The following is a 24,655-nucleotide window of genomic DNA, read 5'->3' on the forward strand; positions in this document are numbered from 1 at the left end:
CCATGGGAAAAGGATTCGACCAGTACGCATCGGCTTACGATGCGTGGTTTCTCAACAACCGCAACGTCCTCTATTCGGAGGTCAACCTTGTGGCTTCGACGCTGCGCGACGCCGGACGCATCCTCTCGGTGGGCTGCGGCAGCGGCCTCTTCGAGAAGATTCTCCGCGAAGAGTACGGCATCGACATCCGCGACGGCATCGAGCCGTCGACGGGCATGGCCGAAATCGCCCGCAAGCGGGGCATGCACGTGACGATCGCAACGGCCGAGGAGGCCGACTTCGGCCGCGGCACCTACGACACGCTGCTCTTCAACGGCACGCCGAGCTACATCGGCGACCTCGAGGGCGTCGTCCGCAAGGCCTACGAGGCACTGCCCGAAGGCGGGCGGATCATCCTGATCGACGTGCCGAAGGAGAGCTCCTACGGCATCCTCTACAACCTGGCCAAGGCGCTCGGGACGTGGGATCACCCGCTGCTTGCGGGGTGCTACCCGCCCGATCCCTACCCCATCGAGTTCGTCGACGTGGCCGTCTGGCGCACGACGGCCGAGAAGGTGGCGCTGCTGGAGGCGGCGGGCTTCAGCGAGCTGAACTTCGCACAGACGCTCACCCGTCACCCGCTCTGCTCGAACGAGGCCGAGGAGCAGCCCGCAGAGGGTTACGACCGGGGTGACTACGTGGCCGTCGTGGCCCGCAAACCCGTCCGGTCATGAGCCGCTGGAGCGACAGCGCCTGGGAGGCGGCGCGCCCGGTCTACGAGAAGATTCTCGAACACCCGTTCGTCCGTGCCCTGGCCGACGGAACGCTCTCCGCGGAGCGTTTCCGCTTCTACCTGCGGCAGGACGCCCTCTATCTGGACGGCTATGCCCGCCGCCTGGCACACATCGCCGCACGCCTCGGGCGCAAGGAGCACACCGAGGCCTTCCTGCGCTTCGCGGCGGACGGCATCGCTGTCGAGCGGGCGCTGCACGAACAGTTCCTCGGAGGCGAACACCCCGCCCCGGAAGAGATCAGCCCCGCGTGCCTGCTCTACACCTCGGTGCTGGAGAGCCAGACCACGGCGCCCGTCGAGGTCGAGGCTGCGGCCGTGCTGCCCTGCTTCGTGGTTTACCAGCGCGTAGGCGAAGCGATCCATGCGCGGCAGCAGGGAACGGAGAATCCCTACCGGCAATGGATCGAGACCTACGCCGACCCGGCCTTCGCCGCCTCGACGGCCGAGGCCACGGCCATCTGCGATGCGCTGGCCGACGCGGCGGGCGACGCAACACGCCGCCGCATGACCGACATTTTCGTGCGCTGCACCCGCATGGAGTGGCTCTTCTGGGAGAGCGCATGGCAACTCGAAACATGGAAGATATGAGCAACGCGAAGAGAACCTACAAACGCGCCCTGACCATCGCCGGCAGCGACCCGAGCGGCGGCGCGGGCATCCAGGCCGACCTGAAGGCCTTTTCGGCCTGCGGGTGCTTCGGCACCTCGGCCATTGTCGCCGTCGTCGACGAGAACACCGTGGGGGTCACGGGCGTGCACCCCGTCCCGGTGGAGTTCGTCGTGGGACAGATCCGCTCGGTGCTGGACGACATCGGCGCCGACGCCATCAAAATCGGCATGCTCCACTCCTCGGAGCTCATCCGCGCCGTGAAAGAGACCCTCGCCCACTATGCGATCCGCAACATCGTGCTCGACCCGGTGATGGTCGCCACGTCGGGCGACGCCCTGCTGCAGCGCGACGCCGTGGCGACGCTGCGCGACGAACTGATCCCCTGCGCGCGGGTCATCACGCCCAACATTCCCGAGGCCGAATTGCTGCTCGGCGAGCGCCTCACGCGGCAGGAGGAGCTGCCCGACGCCGCGCGGCGCCTTTCGCGTGACGGACGGGTCTCGGTGCTGCTCAAGGCCGGGCACCTGCAGGACAACATGCTGACCGACATCTTCTACAACGCCGAGACGGACCGCATCCTGCCGCTGCGCTCGCCGCGCGTCGTGACGGTCAACACCCACGGCACGGGCTGCACCATCTCGTCGGCCTTCGCGGCCTTCCTGGCCCGCGGATTCGAGCTCGACGAGGCGGCCACACGCGCCAAGGAGTACATCGCCGCGGCGATTGCCGCCGGAGCCCGCTACGAGATCGGCCACGGCCACGGACCCGTGCACCACTTCTTCAACTTCTGGGAGTAACCCCCGGAAGCAGCACCGGCAAAGGCAACGCCCGGGAGAGTTGGACCTCTCCCGGGCGTTTTCGGTTGCAGTGCCCGCCGCATTCCTTGCCGAAACGGGCACAAACGGGCCATGACGCATCATCACCGGCATGCCGACACCGGCGTTCTGCGTGCGTCGTCAGCGTGTGCGACCGGCAGCAGCCAGCTCTGCCCTGTCCGAGCGGTCGGCCATGTCTTGCATTCCAGAAGACGGGATGGTGCTGCCGCCGGGCGGATCAGAAAAGGGCCTTTTTCCCGACAATCCGTTTCAGGCTGTCGACCGTAAGCGCCGGATCGTAGACGACCCTTGCGCCCGAGGCCTCCTCCAGCAGCCGGACATACTCCGCCATCAGGCAGGTGCCGATCGACCCGCGCAGCGAGTCGAGCCGCTCCGGATGCGCGACGGGCCAGACATAGATAACGGTCTCGCCGCCGACATTCGTCTGATACGACTGCGTGCCGCAGCGCTGCGGCCGCTCCTCGTACATGGCTACCCGGTCCTCGAGCGTCGCCAGTTTGTACGCCGAGATCACGCCCCGCCCGGCCGCCTCACGCAGCAGCGGCAGGAACTTTTTCTGCTCCTTGAGCGAAGCATGGTCGATGATGAGCCAGACGGCATCGTAGGACTCCGCCGCCAGCCCTTCGGGCAGACCGTCGCGCAGCAGCGAGGCGACGAGCCGCATGTTCTCGCGGTCGATGCGCTCCATCTCGGCACCGGCCGCCACGAGCGAATCGACGAGCGCGGCCGAATACTCCCCGTCGTTGACCCGGCGGTTCATCTCCAGAAGCTGCATGCGCACCTGCTGGTCGCGTGCGGCCGCCTCACGCAGCAGCGAATCGGGGTTCTGCGCCCGGCCCGGAAACGGAAGCGCCAGCAGACACAGAAACAAGGGAAGCGTGCAAAACAGTCTTTTCATCTTCACCGGGAACTTGTCGTTACATTAGGTAAAGTTACGTTTTTTTTGAAAAATCCGGTCTGCATCCGCGCTTTTTTTGAACGGCAGGCGCACGCACACCTCCAAACAGGCGGCGCAGCGGACATTTCGCCCTGCGTTCCGAAAATCTGCCGGATTCCGGCACGCAGACCTTAAAAAAATCGTCCAAAAATTGCCGTATTATTAATTTTTTGTATCTTTAAGGGCAATTTAACTTTCGAATCGACGCAAAAATGATTTTGTAAACTTCATAAATGTTATGACGACCAACCTGAACCCCGATCCGCTGGTGCGCTTTCTCGGAAAGCCCCGGGCCGAATTCACCCGCGCGGACATCGTCCGCTATGTCAAGGAGAACGGGATCGAAATGGTCAACCTCCGCTACCCCGGTGCCGACGGACGGTTGAAAACCCTGAACTTCATCATCAACGACGAGGAGTATCTCGAGAGCATCCTCACCTGTGGCGAGCGCGTCGACGGGTCGAGCCTCTTCCCCTACATCGAAGCCGGGGCGAGCGATCTCTACGTCGTGCCGCGTTACCGCACGGCCTTCCGCAACCCCTTCAGCGAAATTCCGGCCGTGGACCTGCTCTGCAGCTACTACACGAAGGACGGCACGCCGCTGGACATGGCCCCCGAGCAGACGCTGCGCCGCGCCCACGAGGAGCTGCGCCGCGCAACGGGGCTCGACTTCCACGTCATGGGCGAGCTGGAGTTCTACGTCGTGAGCCCCCTGCAGGGACTCTTCCTCGCCGACGACCAGAAGGGCTACCACGAATCGACCCCCTTCAACAAGGGAGCCGCCTTCCGCACGCTGGCCATGAAGTACATCGCCGAGGCGGGCGGACTGATCAAATACGGACACTCCGAGGTGGGCAACTTCACGCAGGGTGACCGGATGTACGAGCAGAACGAGATCGAGTTCCTGCCCACCGACCTGGAGGATGCCGCCGATCAGCTGATGGTCGCCAAGTGGATCATCCGCACGCTGGCATGCGAACAGGGCGTCGACGTGACCTTCGCGCCGAAGATCACCGTCGGCAAGGCCGGCAGCGGGCTGCACATCCATACGCGCCTGATGCGGCAGGGCCGCAACGCCATGGTCACCGACGACGGCACGCTCTCGGACAATGCCCTGAAGGCCATTGCCGGGTACCTCTCGCTGGCCCCGTCGCTCACAGCCTTCGGCAATACGAACCCCACCTCCTACTTCCGCCTCGTGCCGCACCAGGAGGCCCCGACGAACATCTGCTGGGGCGACCGCAACCGCTCGGTGCTCGTGCGCGTGCCGCTGGGCTGGAGCGCCGGAGCCAACCGCATGGCCTGCGACGCCAACCCCAACGAGAAACCCTCGGCGCTGGACGTGAACCTCAAGCAGACGGTCGAATTCCGCTGCCCGGACGGCTCGGCGGACATCTACCTGCTGCTGGCAGGACTGGCCGTGGCGGCCCGTCACGGTTTCGAAATGGAGAACGGCCTGCAATACGCCCGCGACCGCTACGTCGACGTCAACATCTTCGACGAGAAGCACAAGGAGGTGCTCGCACGTTTGAGCCAGCTGCCCGCCTCGTGCGAGGAGTCGGCCCGGCGGCTCGAGGAGCAGCGGGCGATCTACGAGCGGCACGGCGTCTTCGCTCCGCGCCTGATCGACGGGCTCATCGCGCGCCTTGCGGCCTTCCGCGACGCCAACCTGCGCAGCGAACTGCAGGACGACAAGGAACGCATCGCCGAACTGGTCAAAAGCAACTTCTACTGCGGATAACCGCCGCGGAAAAGCACCGGATCATACGCAAACAGCCCCGCATCTTCTTATGCGGGGCTGTTTCGTTTTGCTGTCTGCTGTCCGATGCTCGGGAAAGGGCGGCTATACACCGGGGGCCGGGGGCGGTGTTCCGGCCGGATCGGCAGGCGGAGTCGGAGGAGGCGGAACGGGGTCCGTCCCGGCAGGCAATGCGGGAGAGACTGCGGCTTCACCGCCCGGAGGAGGCGGTGGCAGTGTTCCGGGAACTTCGCCCGGCGGCGGAGGCAGAGGCGGCGCGGCCGGATCGTCCGGTGCTGCGGGAGGAGGCGGAACGGTACCCGTCCCGGCAGGTGCCGAAGCAGCGGTCACACGGGGACCCGCTCCGGGCGGCAGCGGGTTCGCATCCGGAGGCGGCGGAGGAAGGGGATCGCCGTCGGGATGCGGAGGAGGCACCTCGGGGCCGTGTCCGGGCCGGGGCGGCTTGTCATGCGGCTTCGGGGGCCGCGGCCGCTCCTTGTCGTGAGGAGGCTTGTACCGATGATGCGCCGTCGGCGGCACAGGCACCGGCTTCGGAGGGCGGACGGCACAGGAGGTGGTCAACAGTCCCGACAACACGATGCCGAGACACAACAGCACTCTTCCGGTCTTCATGGCAGGTGGTTTTAGAGGTTTGTCGTGATAAATATACGAAAAACAACTGCAAAATCCATGCTTGCCGGAATTTTTGTCCCGACACAAACCCGGCGGCAGCCCGACTGCCCGGATATGCCACAAACGCGCCGAAACGGTTTATGAAACGAAATAATACCGATTTTATTTCACCACACACCACCCAATATTTCGAGATAAAACCACCCGTTCGGGCCATATCGAAACAAAATGAAATAAAAAATATTTCGTTTTGATTTGTTTTCCCGAAATAATCCCTTATATTTGCGGTAAATTAACCGACCAACCTATGGACAAAACGTATGATGTCATCATCATCGGCGGCGGAGCCACGGGAGCAGGCATCGCACGGGACTGCTCGCTGCGGGGCATCCGGGCGCTGCTGCTGGAGCGTTCCGACATCTCGACCGGAGCAACCGGCCGCAACCACGGACTGCTGCACAGCGGAGCACGCTACGCCGTGACGGACCACGAATCTGCCGTGGAGTGTATCCGGGAGAACATGATTCTGCGCAGGATCGCGGCACACTGCGTGGAGGAGACCGACGGACTGTTTATCTCGCTGCCCGAAGACGGGCTGGAGTATCAGTCCGTTTTCGTTGACGCCTGCCGCAAGGCCGGCATCCGGGCAGACATCATCGACCCGGCCGAGGCGCGGAGGCTCGAGCCTTCGGTCAACCCGGCGCTCGTCGGCGCCGTGCGCGTGCCGGACGGAGCGGTCGACCCCTTCCGCCTCACCTCGTCGAACATCCTCGACGCCACGGCCCATGGTGCCGAAATACGCACCTACACCGAAGTGCGGGAGCTCCTGCGCGAGCAGGACCGCATCGTCGGCGTCAAGGCCTACGACCACCGCGCGCACTGCGAAGTGACGTTCCGCGCGCAGGTGGTCATCAACGCCGGCGGCATCTGGGGCCACGGCATCGCCGCCAAGGCGGGCATCACGGTGAACATGCTCCCGGCCAAGGGGGCCCTGCTGATCTTCGGCCACCGCGTGAACAACCTCGTGCTGAACCGCTGCCGCAAGCCGGCCGACGCCGACATCCTGGTGCCGGGCGATACGATCTCGCTCATCGGCACCACGTCGAGCAAGATTCCCTACGACCAGATCGACAACATGGTCATCACACCCGACGAGGTGGACATCCTGCTGCGCGAAGGCGAGAAGCTCGCCCCACAGCTGGCCCAGACGCGCATCCTGCGCGCCTATGCGGGCGTGCGGCCCCTCGTGGCCTCGGACAACGATCCGAGCGGCCGCACCGTGAGCCGCGGCATCGTGCTGCTCGACCACGCGCAGCGCGACGGCCTGGAGGGCTTCATCACCATCACGGGCGGCAAGCTGATGACCTACCGTCTGATGGCCGAGTGGGCCACAGACCTCGTCTGCAAAAAACTCGGCATCGACGCCGTGTGCCGCACGGCCGAAATCCCGCTGCCCGGCTCGACCGAAAACCGCAGGGAGGTCGACCGCAAGTTGCGCAACAAGCCCCTCGCCCAGCGCCGCTCGACGATCGCGCGCCACGGCGCCCTCGCCACGAAGATCGGCGACGGAGACTCGATCCGCAACAGCCTGGTCTGCGAATGCGAGGAGGTCTCGATCGGCGAGGTGGAATATGCGCTGGAGAACCTCTCGGTGAACAACCTGGTCGACCTGCGCCGCCGCACGCGCATCGGCATGGGCACGTGCCAGGGCGAGTTGTGCGCCTGCCGCGCCGCCGGCATCATGGGCCGCCGGAACCCGATCTGCGCCCGCAAGGCGAAGGCCGACCTGGTGCGCTTCCTGAACGAACGCTGGAAAGGCATGGAGCCCATCGCCTGGGGCGACACGCTGCGTGAGAGCGAATACACGACGTGGGTCTACGAAAGCGTATGCGGATTAACGGACGAAACGGAAAAAACAGCTGCAAAATGAGATTCGATACTGTAATCATCGGAGGAGGGCTCTCCGGCATGGCCTGCGGCATCCGACTGGCCGAAGCCGGACAAAAATGCGCCATCGTCTCGCAGGGACAGAGCGCCCTGCACTTTTCATCGGGATCGTTCGACCTGCTCGGCCGCCTGCCCGACGGGCAGCCCGTCACCGACCCGCTGGCGGGTATCGCCTCGCTCGAACAGAGCGATCCGGAGCACCCCTATGCCCGGATCGGCGCCGCGGCCTGCGCCGCCTACGCCGCCGAAGCGCCCGAGCTGCTGCGCCGGGTCGGCATCCGCGTTGCGGGCGACTGCCGCCGCAACCACTGGCGCATCACTCCCATGGGCAAGGCCAAGGCCACGTGGCTGACCATCGACGGCTACCTCACGGCCGCCGAAGCAGGCAAGCTGCCCTTCCGCAAGGTCTGCATCGTCAACGTGGAGGGCTTTCTGGACTTCTATCCCGAATTCATCGCCGAAGAGTTCCGCCACCACGGCGTCGAATGCCGCTTCGGCACGATCAACCTCCCGGACCTGGAGCAGATCCGCAAGAACCCGAGCGAGATGCGCTCGGCCAACATCGCCCGCGTCTTCGACCACGACCGGAACCTCGAGGCGCTGGCCACGCGCATCCGCGAGGTGATCGGCGACTGCGAGGCGGTGATCCTGCCCGCCATCATCGGCATCACGCGCAACGACTCGCTCGAGGTGCTGCGCCGGCAGGTCGCACAGCCCGTCTACCTGCTGCCGACGCTTCCGCCGTCGATCCCCGGCATCCGGGCCCAGCAGGCGCTCCAGCACCGTTTCCGCGCCCTCGGCGGCGAATACTTCCTCGGCGACTCGGTCCTCCGGGCCGACTTCGACGGGCCGAGCGTCAAGCGGATCTACACGGCCAACCACGGCGACATCCCCTTCGAGGCCGACCACTTCGTCCTGGCCTCGGGCAGCTTCTTCAGCCGCGGCCTCGTCGCCACGCCCGACCGGATTCTCGAACCCGTCTTCGGCGTCGACACGCAGTACGTGCCAGACCGCGCGGAGTGGTACACGCTGCGTTTCTTCGACCGGCAGAACTACCAGGCCTTCGGCGTGCGCACCGACCGCACGCTGCACGCGCTGCGGCAGGGCGCCGTCATCGAAAACCTCTATTGCGCGGGGGCAGGCCTCGCCGGATTCCATCCCGTACAGGACGGATGCGGCGCCGGCGTCTCGCTCCTCTCGGCTCTCAGTGTTGCGGACAGGATATTAAACGACAAACAGTCATGAACATACAGCAGAACAGCGTCAGCGAAAACAACTTCGAGCAGTGCATCAAGTGCACGATCTGCACGGTCTACTGCCCCGTGGCGGCCGCAAACCCGGACTATCCGGGGCCGAAGCAGGCGGGACCCGACGGCGAGCGTCTGCGGCTCAAGCAACCGGACTTCTACGACAACGCCCTGAAATACTGCATGAACTGCAAGCGCTGCGAGGTGGCATGCCCCTCGAACGTGCGCATCGGCGACATCATCCAGTCGGCCCGCATCAAGTACGGGCCGCAGCGCAACACCTCGCTGCGGAACTTCGTGCTGTCGAACACCGACCTGGTGGGTTCGCTCGCCACACCGTTCGCCCCGATCGTCAACTCGGCCGTGGCGCTCAAACCCGTGCGCTACGTGATGGACAAGGTGATGGCGATCGACCACCGGCGCGTCTTCCCCAAATACGCCCACGGGACCTTCACCTCGTGGTACCGCAAGCATGCGGCCGCCGCGCAGGCCGCCTACGCGAAGCAGGTGGCCTACTTCCACGGCTGCTACGTCAACTACAACAACCCGCAGCTGGGCAAGGACCTGATCCGCATCATGAACGCCCTGGGCAACGGCGTGCAGCTGCTCGACAAGGAGAAGTGCTGCGGCGTGGCACTCATCTCCAACGGGCTCTACAAGCAGGCGCGGCGCCAGGCCGAGACGAACCTCGCGTCGATCCGCCGGGCCGTGAGCGACCGCGGGCTGACGGTGCTGGCCACCTCGTCGACCTGCACGTTCACGCTGCGCGACGAGTATCCGCACCTGCTCGAAATGAAGAACGACGACGTGCGCGACCGCGTCGAGCTGGCCACGCGCTACCTCTACCGGCTCATCACGGAGCAGGGCGCACGGCTCCGCTTCCGCGAGGACGCCGCCCCGCTGCGCATCGCCTACCACACGCCCTGCCACATGGAGAAGATGGGCTGGGCCTACTACTCGATCGAACTGCTGCGGATGATCCCGGGCGTGGAGGTCACCGTGCTCGACTCGCAGTGCTGCGGCATCGCCGGCACCTACGGATTCAAGAAGGAGAACTACGCCACGTCGCAGGCCGTGGGCGAAGGGCTCTTCCGGCAGATCGAAGCCTCGGGCGCCGACCTCGTGGCCACGGACTGCGAGACCTGCAAATGGCAGATCGAGATGTCCACGAGCAAGCGCTGCGAGCACCCGCTGACGATCCTCGCCTCGCGGCTGGCATGAACAGACACACACAAGGAAGCAAACCTTAACAACCTAAACCTACTTGCAACATGAAACAGTACATTCTTGCGCTTGACCAGGGGACGAGCAGTTCCCGCGCGATCGTCTTCGACGAAAAGGGCACGACGTGCGCCGTAGCACAGAAGGAGTTCCGTCAAATCTTCCCCAAATCGGGCTGGGTCGAGCATGACCCTCACGAGATATGGTCGTCACAGGCTTCGGTCATCGCCGAGGCGATCACGATGATGGACATCAACGGTCTGAACCTGGCCGGCATCGGCATCACGAACCAGCGCGAAACGACCATCGTCTGGGATTCGGAGACCGAAGAGCCCGTCTACAACGCCATCGTATGGCAGGACCGCCGCACGTCGGACTACTGCGACGAACTGAAGAAGCAGGGCGTAACGGACATGATCCGCCAGAAGACCGGTCTGATCATCGACGCCTACTTCAGCGCCACGAAGATCAAGTGGATTCTGGACAACGTACCCGGAGCCCGCAAGCGCGCCGAGAAGGGCAAGCTACTCTTCGGCACGGTCGACACGTGGCTCATCTGGCGCCTGACGCGCGGCGAGGTGCACGTAACGGACGTCAGCAACGCCTCGCGCACGATGCTCTTCAACATCAATACGCTCGAGTGGGACCAGGAGCTACTCGACCTGTTCGGCATTCCGCGTTCGATGATGCCCGAAGTCAAGTCCTCGAGTGAGATATACGGCCATACGAAGACCACGATCTTCGCCCACAAGGTGCCCATCTCGGGTATCGCCGGAGACCAGCAGGCTGCCCTCTTCGGACAGATGTGCACCGAGCCGGGCATGGTCAAGAACACCTACGGCACGGGCTGCTTCCTGCTGATGAACAGCGGCGAGAAACCCATCCTCTCGAAGAACAACCTCATCACGACCGTCGCCTGGAAGATCGGCGACAAGGTCAACTACGCCCTCGAGGGCAGCATCTTTGTCGGCGGCTCGGTCGTGCAGTGGCTGCGCGACGGGTTGAAGGTCATCAACTCCTCGTCGGAGGTCGAGACGCTGGCCTCGCAGGTGCCCGACACGAACGGCGTCTACTTCGTACCGGCCCTGACGGGTCTGGGCGCCCCCTGGTGGGACCAGTACGCCCGCGGTACGATCATCGGCATCAGCCGCGGCACCACGACGGCGCACATCGCCCGCGCGGCGCTCGAAGGCATCGCCTACCAGACGATGGACATCACGGCGGCCATGTCGCGTGACGCCGGCATCCCGCTCAAGGAGCTGAAGGTCGACGGCGGCGCCTCGCGCAACAACCTGCTCATGCAGTTCCAGGCCGACATCCTCGGCACGCACGTCATCCGTCCGCAGGTCGTCGAGACCACGGCCATGGGTGCCGCCTACCTCGCGGGTCTGGCCGTCGGCTACTGGTCGAGCATCGACGAAATCCGCAAGCAGTGGCAGATCGACCGCGTCTTCGAGCCCACGTGGGAGGAGGAGAAGGTCCGCGAAGCCCGCGAAGGCTGGCAGGACGCCGTGAAGCGCACGTTGAGCGACTACACGAAGAAATAACCGCGAAACCAACCGTAAGTAAAACCTAAAACCCGTACTGACATGAATGAAGTGTTCGTAAAGTGCCTGTTCGAATTTATCGGCACGGCCATTCTGGTTCTCTTCGGCGACGGCGTCGTCGCATCGAACTGCCTGAAAAAATCCAAGGGCGAAAACGGCGGCTGGGTCGTCATCACGCTGGCGTGGGGTCTGGCCGTCATGCTCGGCGTCTTCATCGCCGGCCCCTACTCGGGCGCACACCTCAATCCGGCCGTCACGCTGGGTCTGGCTGCCGCCAAGACCTTCAGCTGGAGCCTGGTCGTTCCCTACATCATCGCACAGATGCTCGGCGGCTTCGTCGGCGCCGTGCTCGTCTACGCCTTCTACAAGGACCACTACGACGCCACGCCCGATCCCGCCGCAAAGCTGGGCACCTTCTGCACGGCTCCGGCCATCCGCAACTACGGGCGCAACCTCTTCAGCGAGATCCTCGGCACGTTCGTGCTCGTCTTCGTCATCCTCGCCCTCGCCTCGCGCGGCAACGCGCCCGAAATGGGCATGGGCGCACTCGGCGCCTTCCCCGTCTCGATGCTGATCGTCGCCCTGGGCATGTCGCTCGGCGGTACGACGGGTTACGCCATCAACCCGGCCCGCGACCTCGCACCGCGCATCGCACACGCCGTGCTCCCGATCAAGGGCAAGGGTTCGAACGACTGGGCCTATTCGTGGGTGCCGGTCGTCGGCCCGATCATCGGCGGATTCCTCGCCGCTGCACTTTACTGCGCTGTCTACTGTTTCTAAATCCACGGCCATGAAACGACTCAAATACCTGATAGCCGGAGCATGCGCCATGCTCTGCTGCGCAACCTCCTACGGACAGCAGCTCCATTTCAGCGGAACGCTCCAGAACATGCACCTGTGGCGCGGTTTGCAGGTCGCCGACGGCGGCGTCCTGGCCGCAGACCTCAATATCGGATTCCTCGACGACGGCCTCAAGGTCGGACTGTGGGGAGGCTCCGACTTCACGGGCGACTACAAGGAGTTCGACTACTACCTCTCCTACTCGCGGGCAGGCTTCACCGTCGCCGTGTGGGACATCTTCAACTTCTCGCCCGAGCTGCCCTTCAGCAAGGACATCTTCAACTACAACAAGTTCTCGACGACCCACTTCCTGGACTTGAGCGTCGCCTACGATTTCGACGTGAAGCTGCAGGTTCCCCTGCGGCTCTACTGGGCGACGATCTTCGCCGGGCGCGACCTGAATGCCGCGGAAGAGAACTCCTACTCGACGTTCGTCTCCGCGGAGTACAGCGTCTTCCGCGACGAGCACTGGAAGGTCGACGTGGGGCTGGGCGGCACCTTCGCCTTCAACCGCGACGATGCGGACGGGCACGCGAACTTCTACGGCCACGACGGCATCAACCAGATTTCGTTGAGGACCACCTACAACCTCAAGCTGGGACGCTTCGACATGCCGGTCTTCGCCCACGCGATGTGGAATCCCGACACGCGGAACGGCTACCTGCAGGTGGGCATCAACCTCTTCGCCTTCTGATCCGGGAACTCCGCAGCCGCCACGGCGGCACTCCGCACACGGCCCTGCACCCTGAAGGTGCGGGGCCGTGCCGTACACTCCGGTGCGTAGCGGCAGTGCGCAACGACGACAAATCGGCGGCCGAACGGTGCAACGTGCGAAAAGAAGCGCTATCTTTGCATGAAGAAAAACATCCGGACCATGCAAGCCCTGACCTACGTCGAACGCGGACGCTTCGAGCTCCGCGAAAAGCCCCGCCCCACCCTGTCGGACCCGCGCGACGCGATCGTGCGCGTAACCCTCGGAAGCATCTGCACGAGCGACCTGCACATCCTGCACGGCAGCGTGCCGCGCGCCGTTCGGGGCATCACCGTCGGCCACGAGATGGTCGGCATCGTCGAAGAGACGGGCGAGGCGGTAACCACCGTCCGCCCGGGCGACCGCGTCACGGTCAACGTCGAGACCTTCTGCGGCGAGTGCTTCTTCTGCCGGCACGGCTACGTGAACAACTGCACCGACTCCGACGGCGGCTGGGCCCTGGGGTGCCGCATCGACGGCGGGCAGGCGGAGCTGGTGCGCGTGCCCCACGCCGACCGGGGGCTGAACCGCATTCCCGACACGGTGAGCGACGAGCAGGCCCTCTTCGTGGGCGACATTCTGGCGACGGGATTCTGGGCCGCGCGCATCTCGGAAATCTCCGAAGAGGATATCGTACTCATCCTCGGGGCCGGGCCGACGGGGCTCTGCACGCTGCTCTGCGTGCAGCTGCGCCGTCCGAAGCGCATCATCGTCTGCGAGCAGTCGCCCGAACGCCGGCGCTTCGTGCAGGAGCACTACCCCGACGTGCTGGTCACCGCACCCGAACAGTGCCGCGAATTCGTGCTGCAACACAGCGACCACGGCGGCGCCGACCGCGTGCTGGAGGTTGCCGGAGCGGACGACACCTTCCGCATGGCGTGGGAATGCGCCCGGCCGAACGCCATCGTCACGGTCGTGGCGCTCTACGACACCCCGCAGCTGCTGCCGCTGCCGGAGATGTACGGCAAGAACCTGACCTTCAAGACCGGCGGTGTGGACGGATGCGACTGTGCCGAGATTCTCCGCCTGATCGAGGCGGGACGCATAGACACCACGCCGCTCATCACGCACCGCTTTCCGCTGCGGCGCATCGGCGAGGCTTACCGTCTCTTCGAAAGCCGCGGCGACGGCGTCATCAAAATCGCCATCGAGTGCTGACACCGCGGCCGCTTCGCGGGGCCGCAAAAAAAGACGGGCTGTCATGCGACAGCCCGTCCCTGTTTGCAATCTAAAGGAGTTACAGCGTCCAGCCGGCGGTCCAGTCGTCCGATGCGGAGACGGCACCCTTGTAGGCCGCAGTCGTGAAGAAGCTGTCGGAGAGGGTCTTTCCACCCTGAATCGTACCGACGTAGCCGTCGGTCAGCGCATTCACGTAGTCGGTCGCATTGCCGGCCGCAGCTTCGAAATCCTCGTTGGTGTAGATGCCCTCCTTCGAGTCGAGCACCGTGCTCATCGAGATGTACTCGAGCACCGAGGGGGTCTGCTGCTTCGAGAAGGAGCTTTCCGTCTCGGGGGTCTCGACCGTCAGACACTTGGGCTTGCCGGTGATGATGGCGTTGTAGAGCTCGACCTCCGTGCCGGCACGCAGCCGCACGCCGCGGTTGCCCGTCTGCGAGTTGTTGCCCACGAGCGTCACGTTTGCCAGCACGGGGTGTGCCACGGGCGTGGCGGCGGCGTTGTTGCCGTTGTTGTCGCACTCCATCAGGCAGTCGCAGTCGTAGCCCAGCGTCGATTCGGCCTCCTGAAAGGCCACGAGGAACTGCCCCTTGCCGTTCCACCCTTCGGTCCAGTCGAACGAGTCGTCCGAGCAGCTCGTGGAGACGAGGTAGCGGACGTTGACCGAACCGCCGAAGAACTCGAATCCGTCGTCCGAACCCTTGTAGGCCTGCAGGTACTCGACCGTCGTGCCGTTGCCCACGCCGTAGAACGAAACGCCGTTGGCCTCGTGCTCCTCGTCGAGCGCGAAGCCCGTGTACTCGAGGCGGATGTAGCGCAGCGTACCCGAGTTGTCGGCGTCGTTGTCACCGCCGTAGGGGGCGTTGCCGATCTCCGAGAGGACACCCGCACCGGCGTTCGTGTGGGCGTAGCCGCAGATGTGGATGCCGCCCCAGGCCCCTGACTCCTTCAGTTCGGAGGTCATGACGATCGGGTGTGCGGCCGTGCCCTGCGCATCGATCTTCGCACCCTGCTCGATGAGGATGTAGTCGGGAATCTCGTCGTCGACGGCGACCAGCTCGACACCCGGCTCGATGCGGAGCGTTGCCCCGGCCTTGACGTGCAGGCCGCCGCTCAAGCGGTAGCTGTTGCCTTCGGTGAGCGTTGCGTCGGAGGTGATGTTGCCCGTGAGGGTCGTCCCGGGGGTGATGTCGCCGTTCAGGCCCGGCGTGTCGTTGCCTTCGTCGTCGTTGTTGCAGGCCGTAGCGAGGGCCATGCAGGCAGCCGCTGCCGCCAGAATCTTCCAATACGTTTTCATCTTGCAATAAAAATTTGAATGGTTGTTGTCTTGTATCACTTTCCTGTCTGTCAGAATTTCAGGTTCAGGCCGATTTCGAAGCCCGTGCCGCGGCGGTAGCGCTCGACCTCGACGGTCCGGTTCGTCTGCGGCACCTCCTGCTCGAAGACCATCGCCCGGTTGAGCAGGTCGGTCAGCTGCATCTTCAGCTCGACGCGGGCATTGAGGCGGCACGCGGCCGAGAAGTTGAGCGTATGCACGGGACGCTGCGTGACATCGCCCAGCCCCGAGATGCCGACGGCGTGGATGCGCGGTCCCTGGAGGTTGTAGAGCAGCGCCAGGTTCAGCTGCCGCCCGCCGCCGAAGCGGGGCGTCCACGTCAGGTCGGCGTTGACCAGATAGGGCGAGGCGCCCTGCAGGGCCCGCTCCTTGTTGGTGTAGACGCCGCCTTCGGGCAGCTTGACGTTGGTGTAAATCCAGGTGCCGTTGACGCCCAGGCGCAGCTCCCGGGCCAGCATCTTGCGCAGCTCGATCTCCACGCCTGCGGCCATGCCGTTGTCGGCGTTGCGGAACGTATGGACGGCGGCGCCTCCGGCGAGCATCTGCACGCGCTCGATCGGCTCGTCGAGAAACTTGTAGTAGGCCGTCACCGAGACCATGTCGCCGCGGCGGTTGAGCAGTTCGTAGCGCAGGTCGAGGTTGTAGTTGTAGCTGTTCTGCAGCTCCTCGTTACCGCGCAGCTGGACCGAACCGTAGGACTCCTGGTAGAGGAACGGGGCCATCTCGATGAACGACGGCCGCGTGATCGTGCGCGAGGCGGCAAGGCGCAGCTGCTGTTCGTCCGTAAGGCTGTAGCGGATGTTCAGCGCCGGGAAGAGGTCGTACTTGTCGAGGTCGCGCCGCTCGCGGATGCTCTGGTCGTTGTAGTAGCGCACCCACTGCTGCGAAGCCTCGTAGCGCACGCCGGCATTGATGAGCAGCAGCGGCGTCGCCTGCAAATCGAGTGAGAGGTACCCGGCACAGATGCGGTTGCCGGCCTCGTAGCTGTCCTTGGGCTGCTTCTGCCGGTTGATCGTCAGCGAGCCGTTGGCGACATTCTCAAAGCCGAGGAAGTCGGGATCGAGAGGATCGTCAATCTCGGGCGAGAGCTTCGACAGATCGTAGTAGAAGCGTGTGCCGGCGTAGTCACGGCGCTTGTCCTTCCACGAGAGGCCCGCCGTGAGCTTGTGTCCCGCACCGAACGTGTAGTCGACGGCCGCATGGGCGTTCCATTCATCCTCGTCGAGCGTGCCGAAATAGCGCATCGTCTCCTGCTGGTTGAGCTTGAAGAGGCTCAGCGAGCCGTCCTCCCCGCGCAGGTACATGACCTGCCGGCGGTCGGGCTCGTCGGACGAGGTCGCCGACCACGAGCCGCTCCAGCGCAGCTGCCACCGCTCGCCGAAGGCATGCCGGCCGTTGAGCTGGTGCGTCATGAGCTTGTAGACGTGCATCACGTCGTTGCTGCCCACGAGCTGGTGGTTCTCCTGATCGTATCCCTCCCGCAGCATGTAGGTGTCCACGGCGTTGCGGGCATAGAAGAGCGTGTAACCGATGCGGTCGGCATCGCGCAAAGTCGTGCTGAGGCTCGCCAGAGCCGCAATCTTCAGTTCACACGCATAGCTGTCGTATTCGTATTCGTCGGTGGTCCGGCCCGTCGCCTCGAGCAGCCGGAACCAGGCGTTGTCCATCGTTTGCTGCCCGTTGCTCATGCCGCCCGAAGCCAGCACGCTCACCGTCTGCCGTCCCACACGGAAGTCGCGGCCCCACGCCACGTTGCCGCCCATGACGGGCAGCGACGTGCGCTTCGAGACCGAGAAGTCCGTATCGAAGATATCCTTCGTCTTCACATACTGGCGGAAGTCGGCGAGCGACCCGGAGAGGGCGCGGGGATCAACGGACGGCTGCGTGAAGAGCGAGCGGTGATCCATGCGGTAGAAGCCGCGCCCCACGGTATTGAACTGCCCGCCCAGGTGGAAATCGACCGAGAAGAAGGCTTCGCCCGTGTTCTCGCGCGTGTTGATGTCGATGTGCGCACCCGAATAGTCGGCATAGGAGCCCACCTCGTAGACCTTGCTGACGGTGATGTTCTTCACGGTCGACGAGGGGAAGATGTCCAGCGGGATGAGCTTGTTGTCGGGGTTGGGCGAGGCGATGGGCTGTCCGTTGAGCGTCGTGATGCTGTATCGGTCGCCCAGACCGCGCACGATGAGCTGTCCGGCCGAGGCGATCGAGATGCCGGCCATCTTGCGGACACCCTCCTGCACGTTGGAGATGCCCTTGAGCGACATCTCCCGGGCGCCCATGTTCTCGATGGCGATATTCGCCGCGTAGCGCTCGGTCTGCAGGGCCCGCTCCGTCTCGAGGTTCTTGCGGGCGGTCACCGTCACCGAGGCGAGCACCTGATTGTCCGGTTCGAGGGCGACGTGCATCGGATCCATTCCCTCCGACACGCAGACGTCGAGCCGCTGCGAGAGGTAGGAGACATAGGAGACGGCGATGCGGTAGTCGCCCGGAGCGAGGTTCAGTTCGAAGCACCCCGCCGCATCGGTCGTCGTGCCCCTGGTCGTGCCTTCGACGACGACGGTCGCTCCGATGAGGGCCTGTTGTGTCGCCTTGTCGACGACGACGCCCCGGAACGGTGCGGCCCCGGCCGCGCCGGCAAGCCAAATGAACAGGGTCGTTGCAATGATTTTTCTGAATGACATGTACAATCCGTTTTCTTTTCTGTTTCCGGCGGCAAAGATCAGACACGGATGTTACAAAAGGATGTAGACGCAGTGATATTCCCTTGACAGGCGCCGCAGCCGCAGCACCCGCGGAACCCCCGCGCCATGCGGTTTCCGGCCCCTATCCGGCCGTAAGCGGCACGCCAGCAACCGGCGGAGGCCCGCCGCCCGCTCCGGGCAAAAAAAAGCGGCCGCAGCCCGAAGCTGCGGCCGCCCGTCGCCGGGACGGGGCCGGATCAGAATTCGCATCCCACACGCAGCAACGCCGCATGACGCATGGCGTCGCCCAGGTATTGCGCGTCGAACGCCCGGCTCCACGCATATCCGGCCGCGACGTATCCGCGGATGTTTCTGCGGCCGAAGCGGCGCGTCAGCCGCAGATCGGCCGAGAGGTCGAGACGCGGGGCCGTCAGGTATTCGTACTCTCGCAGGAGCAGGTCGTCGCGCGTGCGGGTGAGGGTCTCGCTCTCGTTCGCCGACTCGTAGCGCCCGTCCTGCGCGGGGTCGCCCTGTCCGGCGCTCCATCCGGCAGCGAGCCGCAGGCTCCAGCAGTTGCGCCCGCGGAGCAGGTTGCGCTCGCCGGCCGTTCCGACGTGCCACCACGTGAGGTGCTGGTGCCGGTAGTCGGGATAGTTCGAGGCGGTGATCCGCCGGCTGTCGATGCCGCCGTCGCAGATGATGCGCCAGCGCGGAAGACCCCGCTCCACACCCAGGCGCCCCGTGTAGACAGCCGATGCGGAGCTTCGGGTCCGGCTGCCGACCTCCGTTGCGCCGAGGTAGACGATGTAGCTGCGCCCGACCTCCTCGTTCTGATAGGTATAGATGTTTTCGCGGTTGTCGACGCTGTTCCGTCCGAACGCGACCTGCAACGTATGCTGATGGCGCCCGGCATCATAGTCGAGCGACACGTCGCAGGCGAAGACCCGCCCGTCGTGGTCCGTGTAGACGACCGTCGAGGGCGACGGCTTGCCGTAATAGCCCGAGCGCATGCGGAACGACAGTTCGCCGTACAGCGTCAGCCGCGGCGTCATCCGCCACGCAGCCTGCACGGCCCCGCCGTGGTACTCGTCGAAGAGCGGCTTGGTTTCGTTCTTCTTCGTATAGCCCGTATCGCTGAAGACCTCGCGTTTGCCGAAGAAGGCCCCGTAGTCGATCAGCGAGACGTAGACCCGGTCGGTCTTGCCGTAGACGTTCAGCAGCAGACTCTCGATGCGGCGGCGGTAGGTGTAGCTGACCCCGACGGCAACCCGCCCCGCACGGAAGAGAATACCCGGGCTGACGGTCATGTCCATCAGCGAGTTGACGTGGCGCAGGTCACGCCGCTTGGCGTAGTTGGCCGTCGTGTAGTCGAAGCGCGCCCCCGCGGCAAACCAGCGTGCGGCGGCCACCCCCACGCTGCCTGCCACGCGGTAGGTTTCGAGCTGCTTGTCGCCGGGATTCTCGTCGGTGAATTCGACCAGGTCGAACGGCGTCTGCGTCGGGTCGATGAAGTACGAGCCGCTCATCCTGCGGCCCAACTGCCGGTCGTAGCCCACTTCGCCGCGCACGACGACCCGCTCCGAAAGCCGGTGGCACGAAGCGGCCTCGAGACCGAAGGCAAGGCGGTCCTCCGCCTCGTAATAGTCCTTCAGCCCGCCGTGCTCCGCAGCGGCGTAAGCCGCGATTTCGGAGAGGGACGAATCCCGGAAAAAGATCAGTCCCGCGGCATTTTCGGAGCGCAGCCACCCCAGCGACAGCTCCGCGTCGCGAAGCGTGCGCCACGACGCACCGGACGACGGCTGCGCCGGGGCGGAGCCGACAGCTCCGCCCGCGACGAGCGCCGCACACAACACGTTCCGGAAAAACCGCCTCATGATACCGTGTCGTGCGGGTTACTTCTTCAGGCTGGCACGCGCCCGCTGGTGGAAGTCGTTGCCGCTGTGGTTCGTGTCGAGGTAGACGATGTGCGCGCCGTTGCGGATCGAAGCCTCGGCATCGATGCCGCTCGGATCGGTCGACTGCGCCCCCTTGTAGTCCGTTGTGCCGAGTGCGTAGCCATAGACCAGCTTGCCCTCGTTCCCGGCCAAGGCCTCGGTGGCCTGGCGGTCGACGTTGCGGTAGATCGAATAACCCTGAAAGTTCGTCAGCACGGCATAACCGTTCTCCAGTTCGGTCGAGAAGCGCGGCAGCGACTCGCTGACATGGTCGGCGGCAAAGATGTCGACGGCATCGAGAATCCACTCGTTGGGAATCTTCGCACAGGCGTAGACCTGATTGTTCTCCTTGCCGGGGAAATAGTAGCGGTTGTCGACGCTCTGCCCCCAGGCGTGGGGGTCTTCGTCACCCGTCGAGAAGATGAACAGCCCCGGGCCGAAGACACTCACCGGCCAGGCATTGCCCATGCCGTAGAAGGTTGCCTTGAAGTAGCTGTCCGCAGGGATCGCCTCGGAAGGCGCCGGATAGTAGTTCGTGTTGGGGAAGACCTCGGGATCATAGGTGCAGTAGTCGGCATGGCTCAAATCGACCGAATTGGTGTAGGTCACCGTATGGTCGATGGCGCCGCACAGGGCGATCGTCGCCGAGGCATAGGGCTCGAGCACCAGCTCCTTCGCCAGATACCAGAAGGCACAGATCGACGGCGTGTAGCCGGCATCGGCATAGAAGAGCTTGCCGTCGACGTAGTTGTTGATCGAGGCGTGGGCGTTGTACGGACCGGTCATGCCGATGCAGAAGTTCCGAATGCGGGCCGTCTGGTCCGAATTGTTGCAGACGATCATGTACTTGTCGAACTGGTAGGTGCCCGAACCGTCGTCCTTCTGGCAGCCGCCAGTGTAGAGTTCCTTGATGAGAATCTGCCCCGCGCGGCTCGCAACGAGATTCAGGCGCACGGTCATGCCCTCGCTCCAGGTCGAGGAGGAGATGACGACGTTCGACTGCAGGGCGTTGAGCGTGTAGGTATACCCGTCGACGCTGCGGCGGTCGGTGGCCGTCGACTCGTAGATACCCTCGGTGAGGGTGAAGGAGGCGATGCCCGAAGCATCGGTCGCGGCCGTCGTCACCGTGCCGGTGCTGCTGTTCGTCATCCGGACCTCGACCCCGGCGGTGGCGGTCAGTTCGCCGCCTTCGGGATAGACCAGCTGGACGGCGACTTCGTAGGTGTGGTGGCGCTTGCCGTTGTCACTCTTGTCTTTGGTGCAGGCCGTGCCGAGCAGCGCGGCGCACGCGATAAACGTAAGGATTTTTTTCATAATACCGTTTTTTTGAGTTATTGGTTGAATCACAGTTTCAGTCGCAGGGAGAGCCCGTAGTAGAACTGGGGGATGCGGCCGCTGCCGAAGAGCGAACTCTCCAGTCCGGTCTGCGACGAGCGCACACGCCCCATGTTGTGGAGAAAGTTGCGTGCATAGAAGGTGATCGAGGCGAAGCGCCCGATCTCCTTCGTGAGGTTGAAATTCACTGCAAACGAAGCCGAAATGCGGTTCGTGTCGAAATAGTAGCTCGTGTTGCTCTTCACGACGAGCTTGGCCAGCTCCTGATAGAGCGCCGGGTCGTTGTCGCGGGCCCAGGCGAACTTTTCGGCAAAGGGAATCCGCTCGTCGGGCGCCTCCCACGCGGTGTAGTACTCGGGATAGACGGCGACGTAGCGGCCCCGGTCGTTGAGCGGCGCGGAGGTGCCGAAATAGTCCGAGGAACCGGCAAGCAGGTAGCCGCGGGGCGAACCGTCGCCGTATTCGCTCAAATTGCGGCTGAAGTCGCAGAGCGTGCTTTCGAGGCGCACGGAGAAGATCATGCGGATGCGGGGGATGTGCGTGACGACGGTCATGTTCAGGTTCACCTGCTTTTCGAGCGAGCCGTTGCTCACCGCAGCCGCCCCGACGTAATAGCCGATGTACTTGTAGGGGCTGCCGTCGGCCATCGATGCGGCGGAGGAGAGCGTCGAGGCCATCTCCGTGAGGTTGACGCCCTTGTAACGGTAGTAGTTGCCGTCGAGACGGATGCGCGTGCGCAGGGGATTGATCTGCGCGAAATCGACCGTGAAGTCGACGCCGCAGCGCACGACGGGCGAGCCGTTCGTGTACTGGGTCTGCGCGACGAAGGTGTTGCGCTCGCGGTAGCCGATGGTCTGCGGCGCCTGCGTGCCCGTGCGGTCCAGGACCGTCACCACGCCCGTCTCGCGGTCGATCGTGTAGATGCGGTCGGCCGAGGGAATCGTGCATCCGGCCTCCAGGTCGGCCTGCGTCGTCAGCTTGTAGGTGAAGGGCGTGTAGATCGTCCGGCTCATGTAGGGATTCACCGTCCGGTTGCGGAAGAGGGTCACGGCGATGCGCGTGTCGCGGAGCGTGGCCTCGATGCCGACCTCCTGCTGGACGGTGTACTGCCACTTCAGGTCGGGATTCCATGCCGGGGTTGTCGGCTGCGTGTAATAGGCGTAGAAGCTCGTGCCGTCGGCCGTCGTGCCGGGTGCGAAGGCGAGGCGGTCGCTGTACGACGGCGCCGGGTAGAGCGTCTGGAAGGAGGGCTGCTTGACCGACTTGCCCCATCCGATACGGACGGCGAGGTCGCTGACCAGCGACCGGCGGTCCTTCCACAGGACATATTTCGCATTGAGACGCGGCGAGAGCGAGGCGACGGTGCCGTACTCCGAGCGGCGGATCACCGTCGCGTCGGCGCGCAGCCCGGCCGTCATGCGGAGGAGCGAGCCCCGGGCGACGGGCAGGGTCAGCTGCTCCTCGGCGAAGAGCGCCGCATTGTGCATGAAGGGCAGGCGATCGTAGCGGTATTCGCGCCAGGTCGGGGCATAGCGCATGTCCGTATAGTAGAGCCCGCGTCCGAGGTTGCCGCTGCCCGTCATTTCGCCGCCGAGCAGCAGGCGGCTCACCGTTCCGCGCACACGGCGGTTCCAGTCGGCCCGCACCTTGACGGCGTAGGTCAGCGGCTTTGAGTCGGTCCGCGAAAGCGTATACCAGTAGCCCGTGGGGCTCAGGATGATATCGGCCGCGGGGTTGTCGTCGTAACGCTCGGCGATGTGGTATCCGGCCTGCGTGGCGTGGATGTATGGCTGCGTCGAGGCGCTGTTCCGGTTCTCGTTCGTTTCGGTGAGCTTGTCGCTGTACGACGCCGATGCCTGCACGAGCAGGTTCGATATCCACCGCTTGTCGAGCAGCCACTCCAGCCGCACGTTCCCGCGCGCCGTGTAGTCGCGCGTCCGCGTATAGGTCTTCTTGAATTCGTCCGGATCGGCCTCGGAATTGTAGCCGCCGAGGTTGCCCGCCACGGAGGCCGTGAGCTGCAGGGGCCGTTCGCGGCGGTCACGGAACGTATTGGTGTAGGTCAGGTTCAGGTTGTTGCGGTCGTAGGCCGTATGGGGCGAGGCGAGGTTGGTGATCGACCTGGCCCGCTCGACGTTGACATTGAGAATCCCGGCACGCTCCGAGCCGCGGCGTCCGAGCAGGAAACCCTTGCTGACGGCCATTTGCCGGGTCCGGGGCTCCACGGTCATCTCGACGATGAACGGGGTCCTGCCCCGGCGCGTGCGCAGCTTCACGATGCCGTTCGACAGGTCGCCGTACTCGACCGACGGAATGCCGGTGACGACCTCGACCGCCTCGATGTTCGAGACGCCCAGGTTCCGCAGGTCGGCTCCCCGGGTTTCGGCCAGCGTGGCGTTGTTGCCGATCCGCATGCCGTCCAGCTCGACGGCCGTGCCGAACGAAGCGTTGCCCATCTCGCTGCCGCTGCCCGCATGCAGGGCGATGCGGCTGCCGCCCGCGGCGAGGTTCTGGTCGCCGACCGTCTTGCCACCGGGCAGCAGCGAGCCGATATTGCAGATGTTGATGAGTTGGGCATGTTCGATCGTGCGGCGGTCGATGACCTGCGAACTGCCCGACGTCTCGGTCCGCGTCTGCGCCGTGACGACCACCTCGTCGATCGAAAGGTTCGCCTCGCGGAGCGTCAGGTCGAGGGTGTTCTCCCCGTCGCGGAGCGTGAGCGGAACGGTGCATGCGACATACCCCAGGCAGGTCACGCGCAGCTCGATCTGCCGGTCGGCGATCGCCGGAATGAGGTAGCGCCCCTCGTGGTCGGAGACGGCCCACAGCCGCGACTTCCCCACCACGATCGCCGCACCGCACACCGCTTCGCCCGTGCGGGCATCCGTCACGCGTCCCGACAACCGGCAGGCACCCTCGCGGGCCCGGACGCACGGCGTTGTCAGAAAGGCTGCAAGCGACAAGATCAACAGGAGGTATCGGGACATTCAGTTGCTGTTTTTCGTGTAGTTTTCATGGAGGCGGCCGGTCCGGGAGACGGGCCGCACAACCTCGTTTTCACCGTCGCAAAATTAGGCCGGCGATCCGGGCGCGGCAATCCCCAAATCTCGGT

The 24,655-nt window shown here is 64.6% G+C and carries 17 protein-coding genes; 11 read left to right on the forward strand and 6 right to left on the reverse strand.

Translation table 11 applies throughout. The features are described from left to right. Positions 1 to 2 precede the first annotated feature (2 nt). Genes Q1Y33_RS08240 through thiD form a run of 3 tightly spaced genes read left to right on the forward strand, consistent with a single transcriptional unit; the run spans position 3 to position 2,178 of the window. Positions 3 to 713, forward strand: a complete 711-nt coding sequence (locus Q1Y33_RS08240; protein ID WP_300799258.1) for a methyltransferase domain-containing protein — start codon at positions 3 to 5, stop codon at positions 711 to 713. Then, positions 710 to 1,360 (forward strand): TenA family protein, encoded by a 651-nt coding sequence (locus Q1Y33_RS08245; RefSeq protein WP_300799259.1) that lies wholly within the window; start codon positions 710 to 712, stop codon positions 1,358 to 1,360. The genes Q1Y33_RS08240 and Q1Y33_RS08245 overlap by 4 nt, the downstream gene beginning before the upstream one ends. Then, positions 1,357 to 2,178: a bifunctional hydroxymethylpyrimidine kinase/phosphomethylpyrimidine kinase gene (thiD, locus tag Q1Y33_RS08250; RefSeq protein WP_300799260.1), complete on the forward strand. Its 822-nt coding sequence runs from the start codon at positions 1,357 to 1,359 to the stop codon at positions 2,176 to 2,178. The genes Q1Y33_RS08245 and thiD overlap by 4 nt, the downstream gene beginning before the upstream one ends. 256 nt (positions 2,179 to 2,434) lie before the next feature. On the opposite strand, the gene Q1Y33_RS08255 is transcribed toward thiD, so the two are convergent. Beyond that, positions 2,435 to 3,115, reverse strand: coding sequence for a DUF6624 domain-containing protein (locus Q1Y33_RS08255; RefSeq protein ID WP_300799261.1), 681 nt, complete (start codon positions 3,113 to 3,115; stop codon positions 2,435 to 2,437). 277 nt (positions 3,116 to 3,392) lie between these two features. Between Q1Y33_RS08255 and Q1Y33_RS08260 the strand changes: the two genes are divergently transcribed. The 8 genes from Q1Y33_RS08260 (at position 3,393) to Q1Y33_RS08295 (ending at position 14,236) form a co-directional block, all read left to right on the forward strand. Beyond that, positions 3,393 to 4,895 carry a glutamine synthetase family protein gene (locus tag Q1Y33_RS08260; RefSeq protein ID WP_300799262.1) on the forward strand — a complete coding sequence of 501 codons (1,503 nt, stop codon included), beginning with the start codon at positions 3,393 to 3,395 and terminating at the stop codon, positions 4,893 to 4,895. Between the two features lie 937 nt (positions 4,896 to 5,832). Continuing rightward, a complete protein-coding gene (gene glpA, locus Q1Y33_RS08265; RefSeq protein ID WP_300799263.1) occupies positions 5,833 to 7,455 on the forward strand; it encodes an anaerobic glycerol-3-phosphate dehydrogenase subunit A in 1,623 nt (540 codons plus the stop codon). Further along, positions 7,452 to 8,717, forward strand: coding sequence for a glycerol-3-phosphate dehydrogenase subunit GlpB (glpB, locus tag Q1Y33_RS08270; RefSeq protein WP_300799264.1), 1,266 nt, complete (start codon positions 7,452 to 7,454; stop codon positions 8,715 to 8,717). The genes glpA and glpB overlap by 4 nt, the downstream gene beginning before the upstream one ends. Further along, on the forward strand, positions 8,714 to 9,940 hold the full coding sequence (gene glpC, locus Q1Y33_RS08275; RefSeq protein ID WP_300799265.1) for an anaerobic glycerol-3-phosphate dehydrogenase subunit GlpC: 1,227 nt from the start codon (positions 8,714 to 8,716) through the stop codon (positions 9,938 to 9,940). Before glpB ends, glpC begins: the two co-directional genes overlap by 4 nt. Positions 9,941 to 9,990: 50 nt before the next feature. Next, the gene (gene glpK, locus Q1Y33_RS08280; protein ID WP_300799266.1) at positions 9,991 to 11,487 is read left to right on the forward strand and encodes a glycerol kinase GlpK; all 1,497 of its coding nucleotides are present in this window, start codon (positions 9,991 to 9,993) and stop codon (positions 11,485 to 11,487) included. 42 nt (positions 11,488 to 11,529) lie between these two features. After that, positions 11,530 to 12,267 (forward strand): MIP/aquaporin family protein, encoded by a 738-nt coding sequence (locus Q1Y33_RS08285; RefSeq protein WP_300799267.1) that lies wholly within the window; start codon positions 11,530 to 11,532, stop codon positions 12,265 to 12,267. 10 nt (positions 12,268 to 12,277) lie between these two features. Then, positions 12,278 to 13,021 (forward strand): hypothetical protein, encoded by a 744-nt coding sequence (locus Q1Y33_RS08290; protein WP_300799268.1) that lies wholly within the window; start codon positions 12,278 to 12,280, stop codon positions 13,019 to 13,021. A gap of 180 nt (positions 13,022 to 13,201) precedes the next feature. After that, the gene (locus Q1Y33_RS08295) at positions 13,202 to 14,236 is read left to right on the forward strand and encodes an alcohol dehydrogenase (RefSeq protein WP_300799301.1); all 1,035 of its coding nucleotides are present in this window, start codon (positions 13,202 to 13,204) and stop codon (positions 14,234 to 14,236) included. Positions 14,237 to 14,315: 79 nt separating this feature from the next. Here Q1Y33_RS08295 and Q1Y33_RS08300 read toward each other — a convergent pair whose 3' ends face one another. The 5 genes from Q1Y33_RS08300 to Q1Y33_RS08320 form a co-directional block, all read right to left on the reverse strand. Next, positions 14,316 to 15,551 carry a hypothetical protein gene (locus Q1Y33_RS08300; RefSeq protein WP_300799269.1) on the reverse strand — a complete coding sequence of 412 codons (1,236 nt, stop codon included), beginning with the start codon at positions 15,549 to 15,551 and terminating at the stop codon, positions 14,316 to 14,318. Between the two features lie 50 nt (positions 15,552 to 15,601). Continuing rightward, a complete protein-coding gene (locus tag Q1Y33_RS08305; RefSeq protein ID WP_300799270.1) occupies positions 15,602 to 18,274 on the reverse strand; it encodes a TonB-dependent receptor in 2,673 nt (890 codons plus the stop codon). A 257-nt stretch (positions 18,275 to 18,531) separates the two neighbouring features. Then, complete coding sequence (locus tag Q1Y33_RS08310) at positions 18,532 to 20,148, reverse strand: DUF6850 family outer membrane beta-barrel protein (RefSeq protein WP_300799271.1); 1,617 nt, start codon at positions 20,146 to 20,148, stop codon at positions 18,532 to 18,534. A gap of 18 nt (positions 20,149 to 20,166) precedes the next feature. After that, positions 20,167 to 21,522 carry a DUF4876 domain-containing protein gene (locus Q1Y33_RS08315; protein WP_300799272.1) on the reverse strand — a complete coding sequence of 452 codons (1,356 nt, stop codon included), beginning with the start codon at positions 21,520 to 21,522 and terminating at the stop codon, positions 20,167 to 20,169. Between the two features lie 29 nt (positions 21,523 to 21,551). After that, positions 21,552 to 24,530, reverse strand: coding sequence for a carboxypeptidase-like regulatory domain-containing protein (locus Q1Y33_RS08320; protein WP_300799273.1), 2,979 nt, complete (start codon positions 24,528 to 24,530; stop codon positions 21,552 to 21,554). Positions 24,531 to 24,655: the final 125 nt, after the last annotated feature.

Source organism: uncultured Alistipes sp., from assembly GCF_949296715.1.
GTDB lineage: Bacteria > Bacteroidota > Bacteroidia > Bacteroidales > Rikenellaceae > Alistipes.

What these genes read in the sequence shown, in the direction of transcription:
- Q1Y33_RS08240 (WP_300799258.1), top strand. Translation starts at nt 3, where the DNA reads ATGGGAAAAGGATTCGACCAGTACGCATCGGCTTACGATGCGTGGTTT.
- Q1Y33_RS08245 (WP_300799259.1), top strand. Translation starts at nt 710, where the DNA reads ATGAGCCGCTGGAGCGACAGCGCCTGGGAGGCGGCGCGCCCGGTCTAC.
- thiD (WP_300799260.1), top strand. Translation starts at nt 1,357, where the DNA reads ATGAGCAACGCGAAGAGAACCTACAAACGCGCCCTGACCATCGCCGGC.
- Q1Y33_RS08255 (WP_300799261.1), bottom strand. Translation starts at nt 3,115, where the DNA reads ATGAAAAGACTGTTTTGCACGCTTCCCTTGTTTCTGTGTCTGCTGGCG.
- Q1Y33_RS08260 (WP_300799262.1), top strand. Translation starts at nt 3,393, where the DNA reads ATGACGACCAACCTGAACCCCGATCCGCTGGTGCGCTTTCTCGGAAAG.
- glpA (WP_300799263.1), top strand. Translation starts at nt 5,833, where the DNA reads ATGGACAAAACGTATGATGTCATCATCATCGGCGGCGGAGCCACGGGA.
- glpB (WP_300799264.1), top strand. Translation starts at nt 7,452, where the DNA reads ATGAGATTCGATACTGTAATCATCGGAGGAGGGCTCTCCGGCATGGCC.
- glpC (WP_300799265.1), top strand. Translation starts at nt 8,714, where the DNA reads ATGAACATACAGCAGAACAGCGTCAGCGAAAACAACTTCGAGCAGTGC.
- glpK (WP_300799266.1), top strand. Translation starts at nt 9,991, where the DNA reads ATGAAACAGTACATTCTTGCGCTTGACCAGGGGACGAGCAGTTCCCGC.
- Q1Y33_RS08285 (WP_300799267.1), top strand. Translation starts at nt 11,530, where the DNA reads ATGAATGAAGTGTTCGTAAAGTGCCTGTTCGAATTTATCGGCACGGCC.
- Q1Y33_RS08290 (WP_300799268.1), top strand. Translation starts at nt 12,278, where the DNA reads ATGAAACGACTCAAATACCTGATAGCCGGAGCATGCGCCATGCTCTGC.
- Q1Y33_RS08295 (WP_300799301.1), top strand. Translation starts at nt 13,202, where the DNA reads ATGCAAGCCCTGACCTACGTCGAACGCGGACGCTTCGAGCTCCGCGAA.
- Q1Y33_RS08300 (WP_300799269.1), bottom strand. Translation starts at nt 15,551, where the DNA reads ATGAAAACGTATTGGAAGATTCTGGCGGCAGCGGCTGCCTGCATGGCC.
- Q1Y33_RS08305 (WP_300799270.1), bottom strand. Translation starts at nt 18,274, where the DNA reads ATGTCATTCAGAAAAATCATTGCAACGACCCTGTTCATTTGGCTTGCC.
- Q1Y33_RS08310 (WP_300799271.1), bottom strand. Translation starts at nt 20,148, where the DNA reads ATGAGGCGGTTTTTCCGGAACGTGTTGTGTGCGGCGCTCGTCGCGGGC.
- Q1Y33_RS08315 (WP_300799272.1), bottom strand. Translation starts at nt 21,522, where the DNA reads ATGAAAAAAATCCTTACGTTTATCGCGTGCGCCGCGCTGCTCGGCACG.
- Q1Y33_RS08320 (WP_300799273.1), bottom strand. Translation starts at nt 24,530, where the DNA reads ATGTCCCGATACCTCCTGTTGATCTTGTCGCTTGCAGCCTTTCTGACA.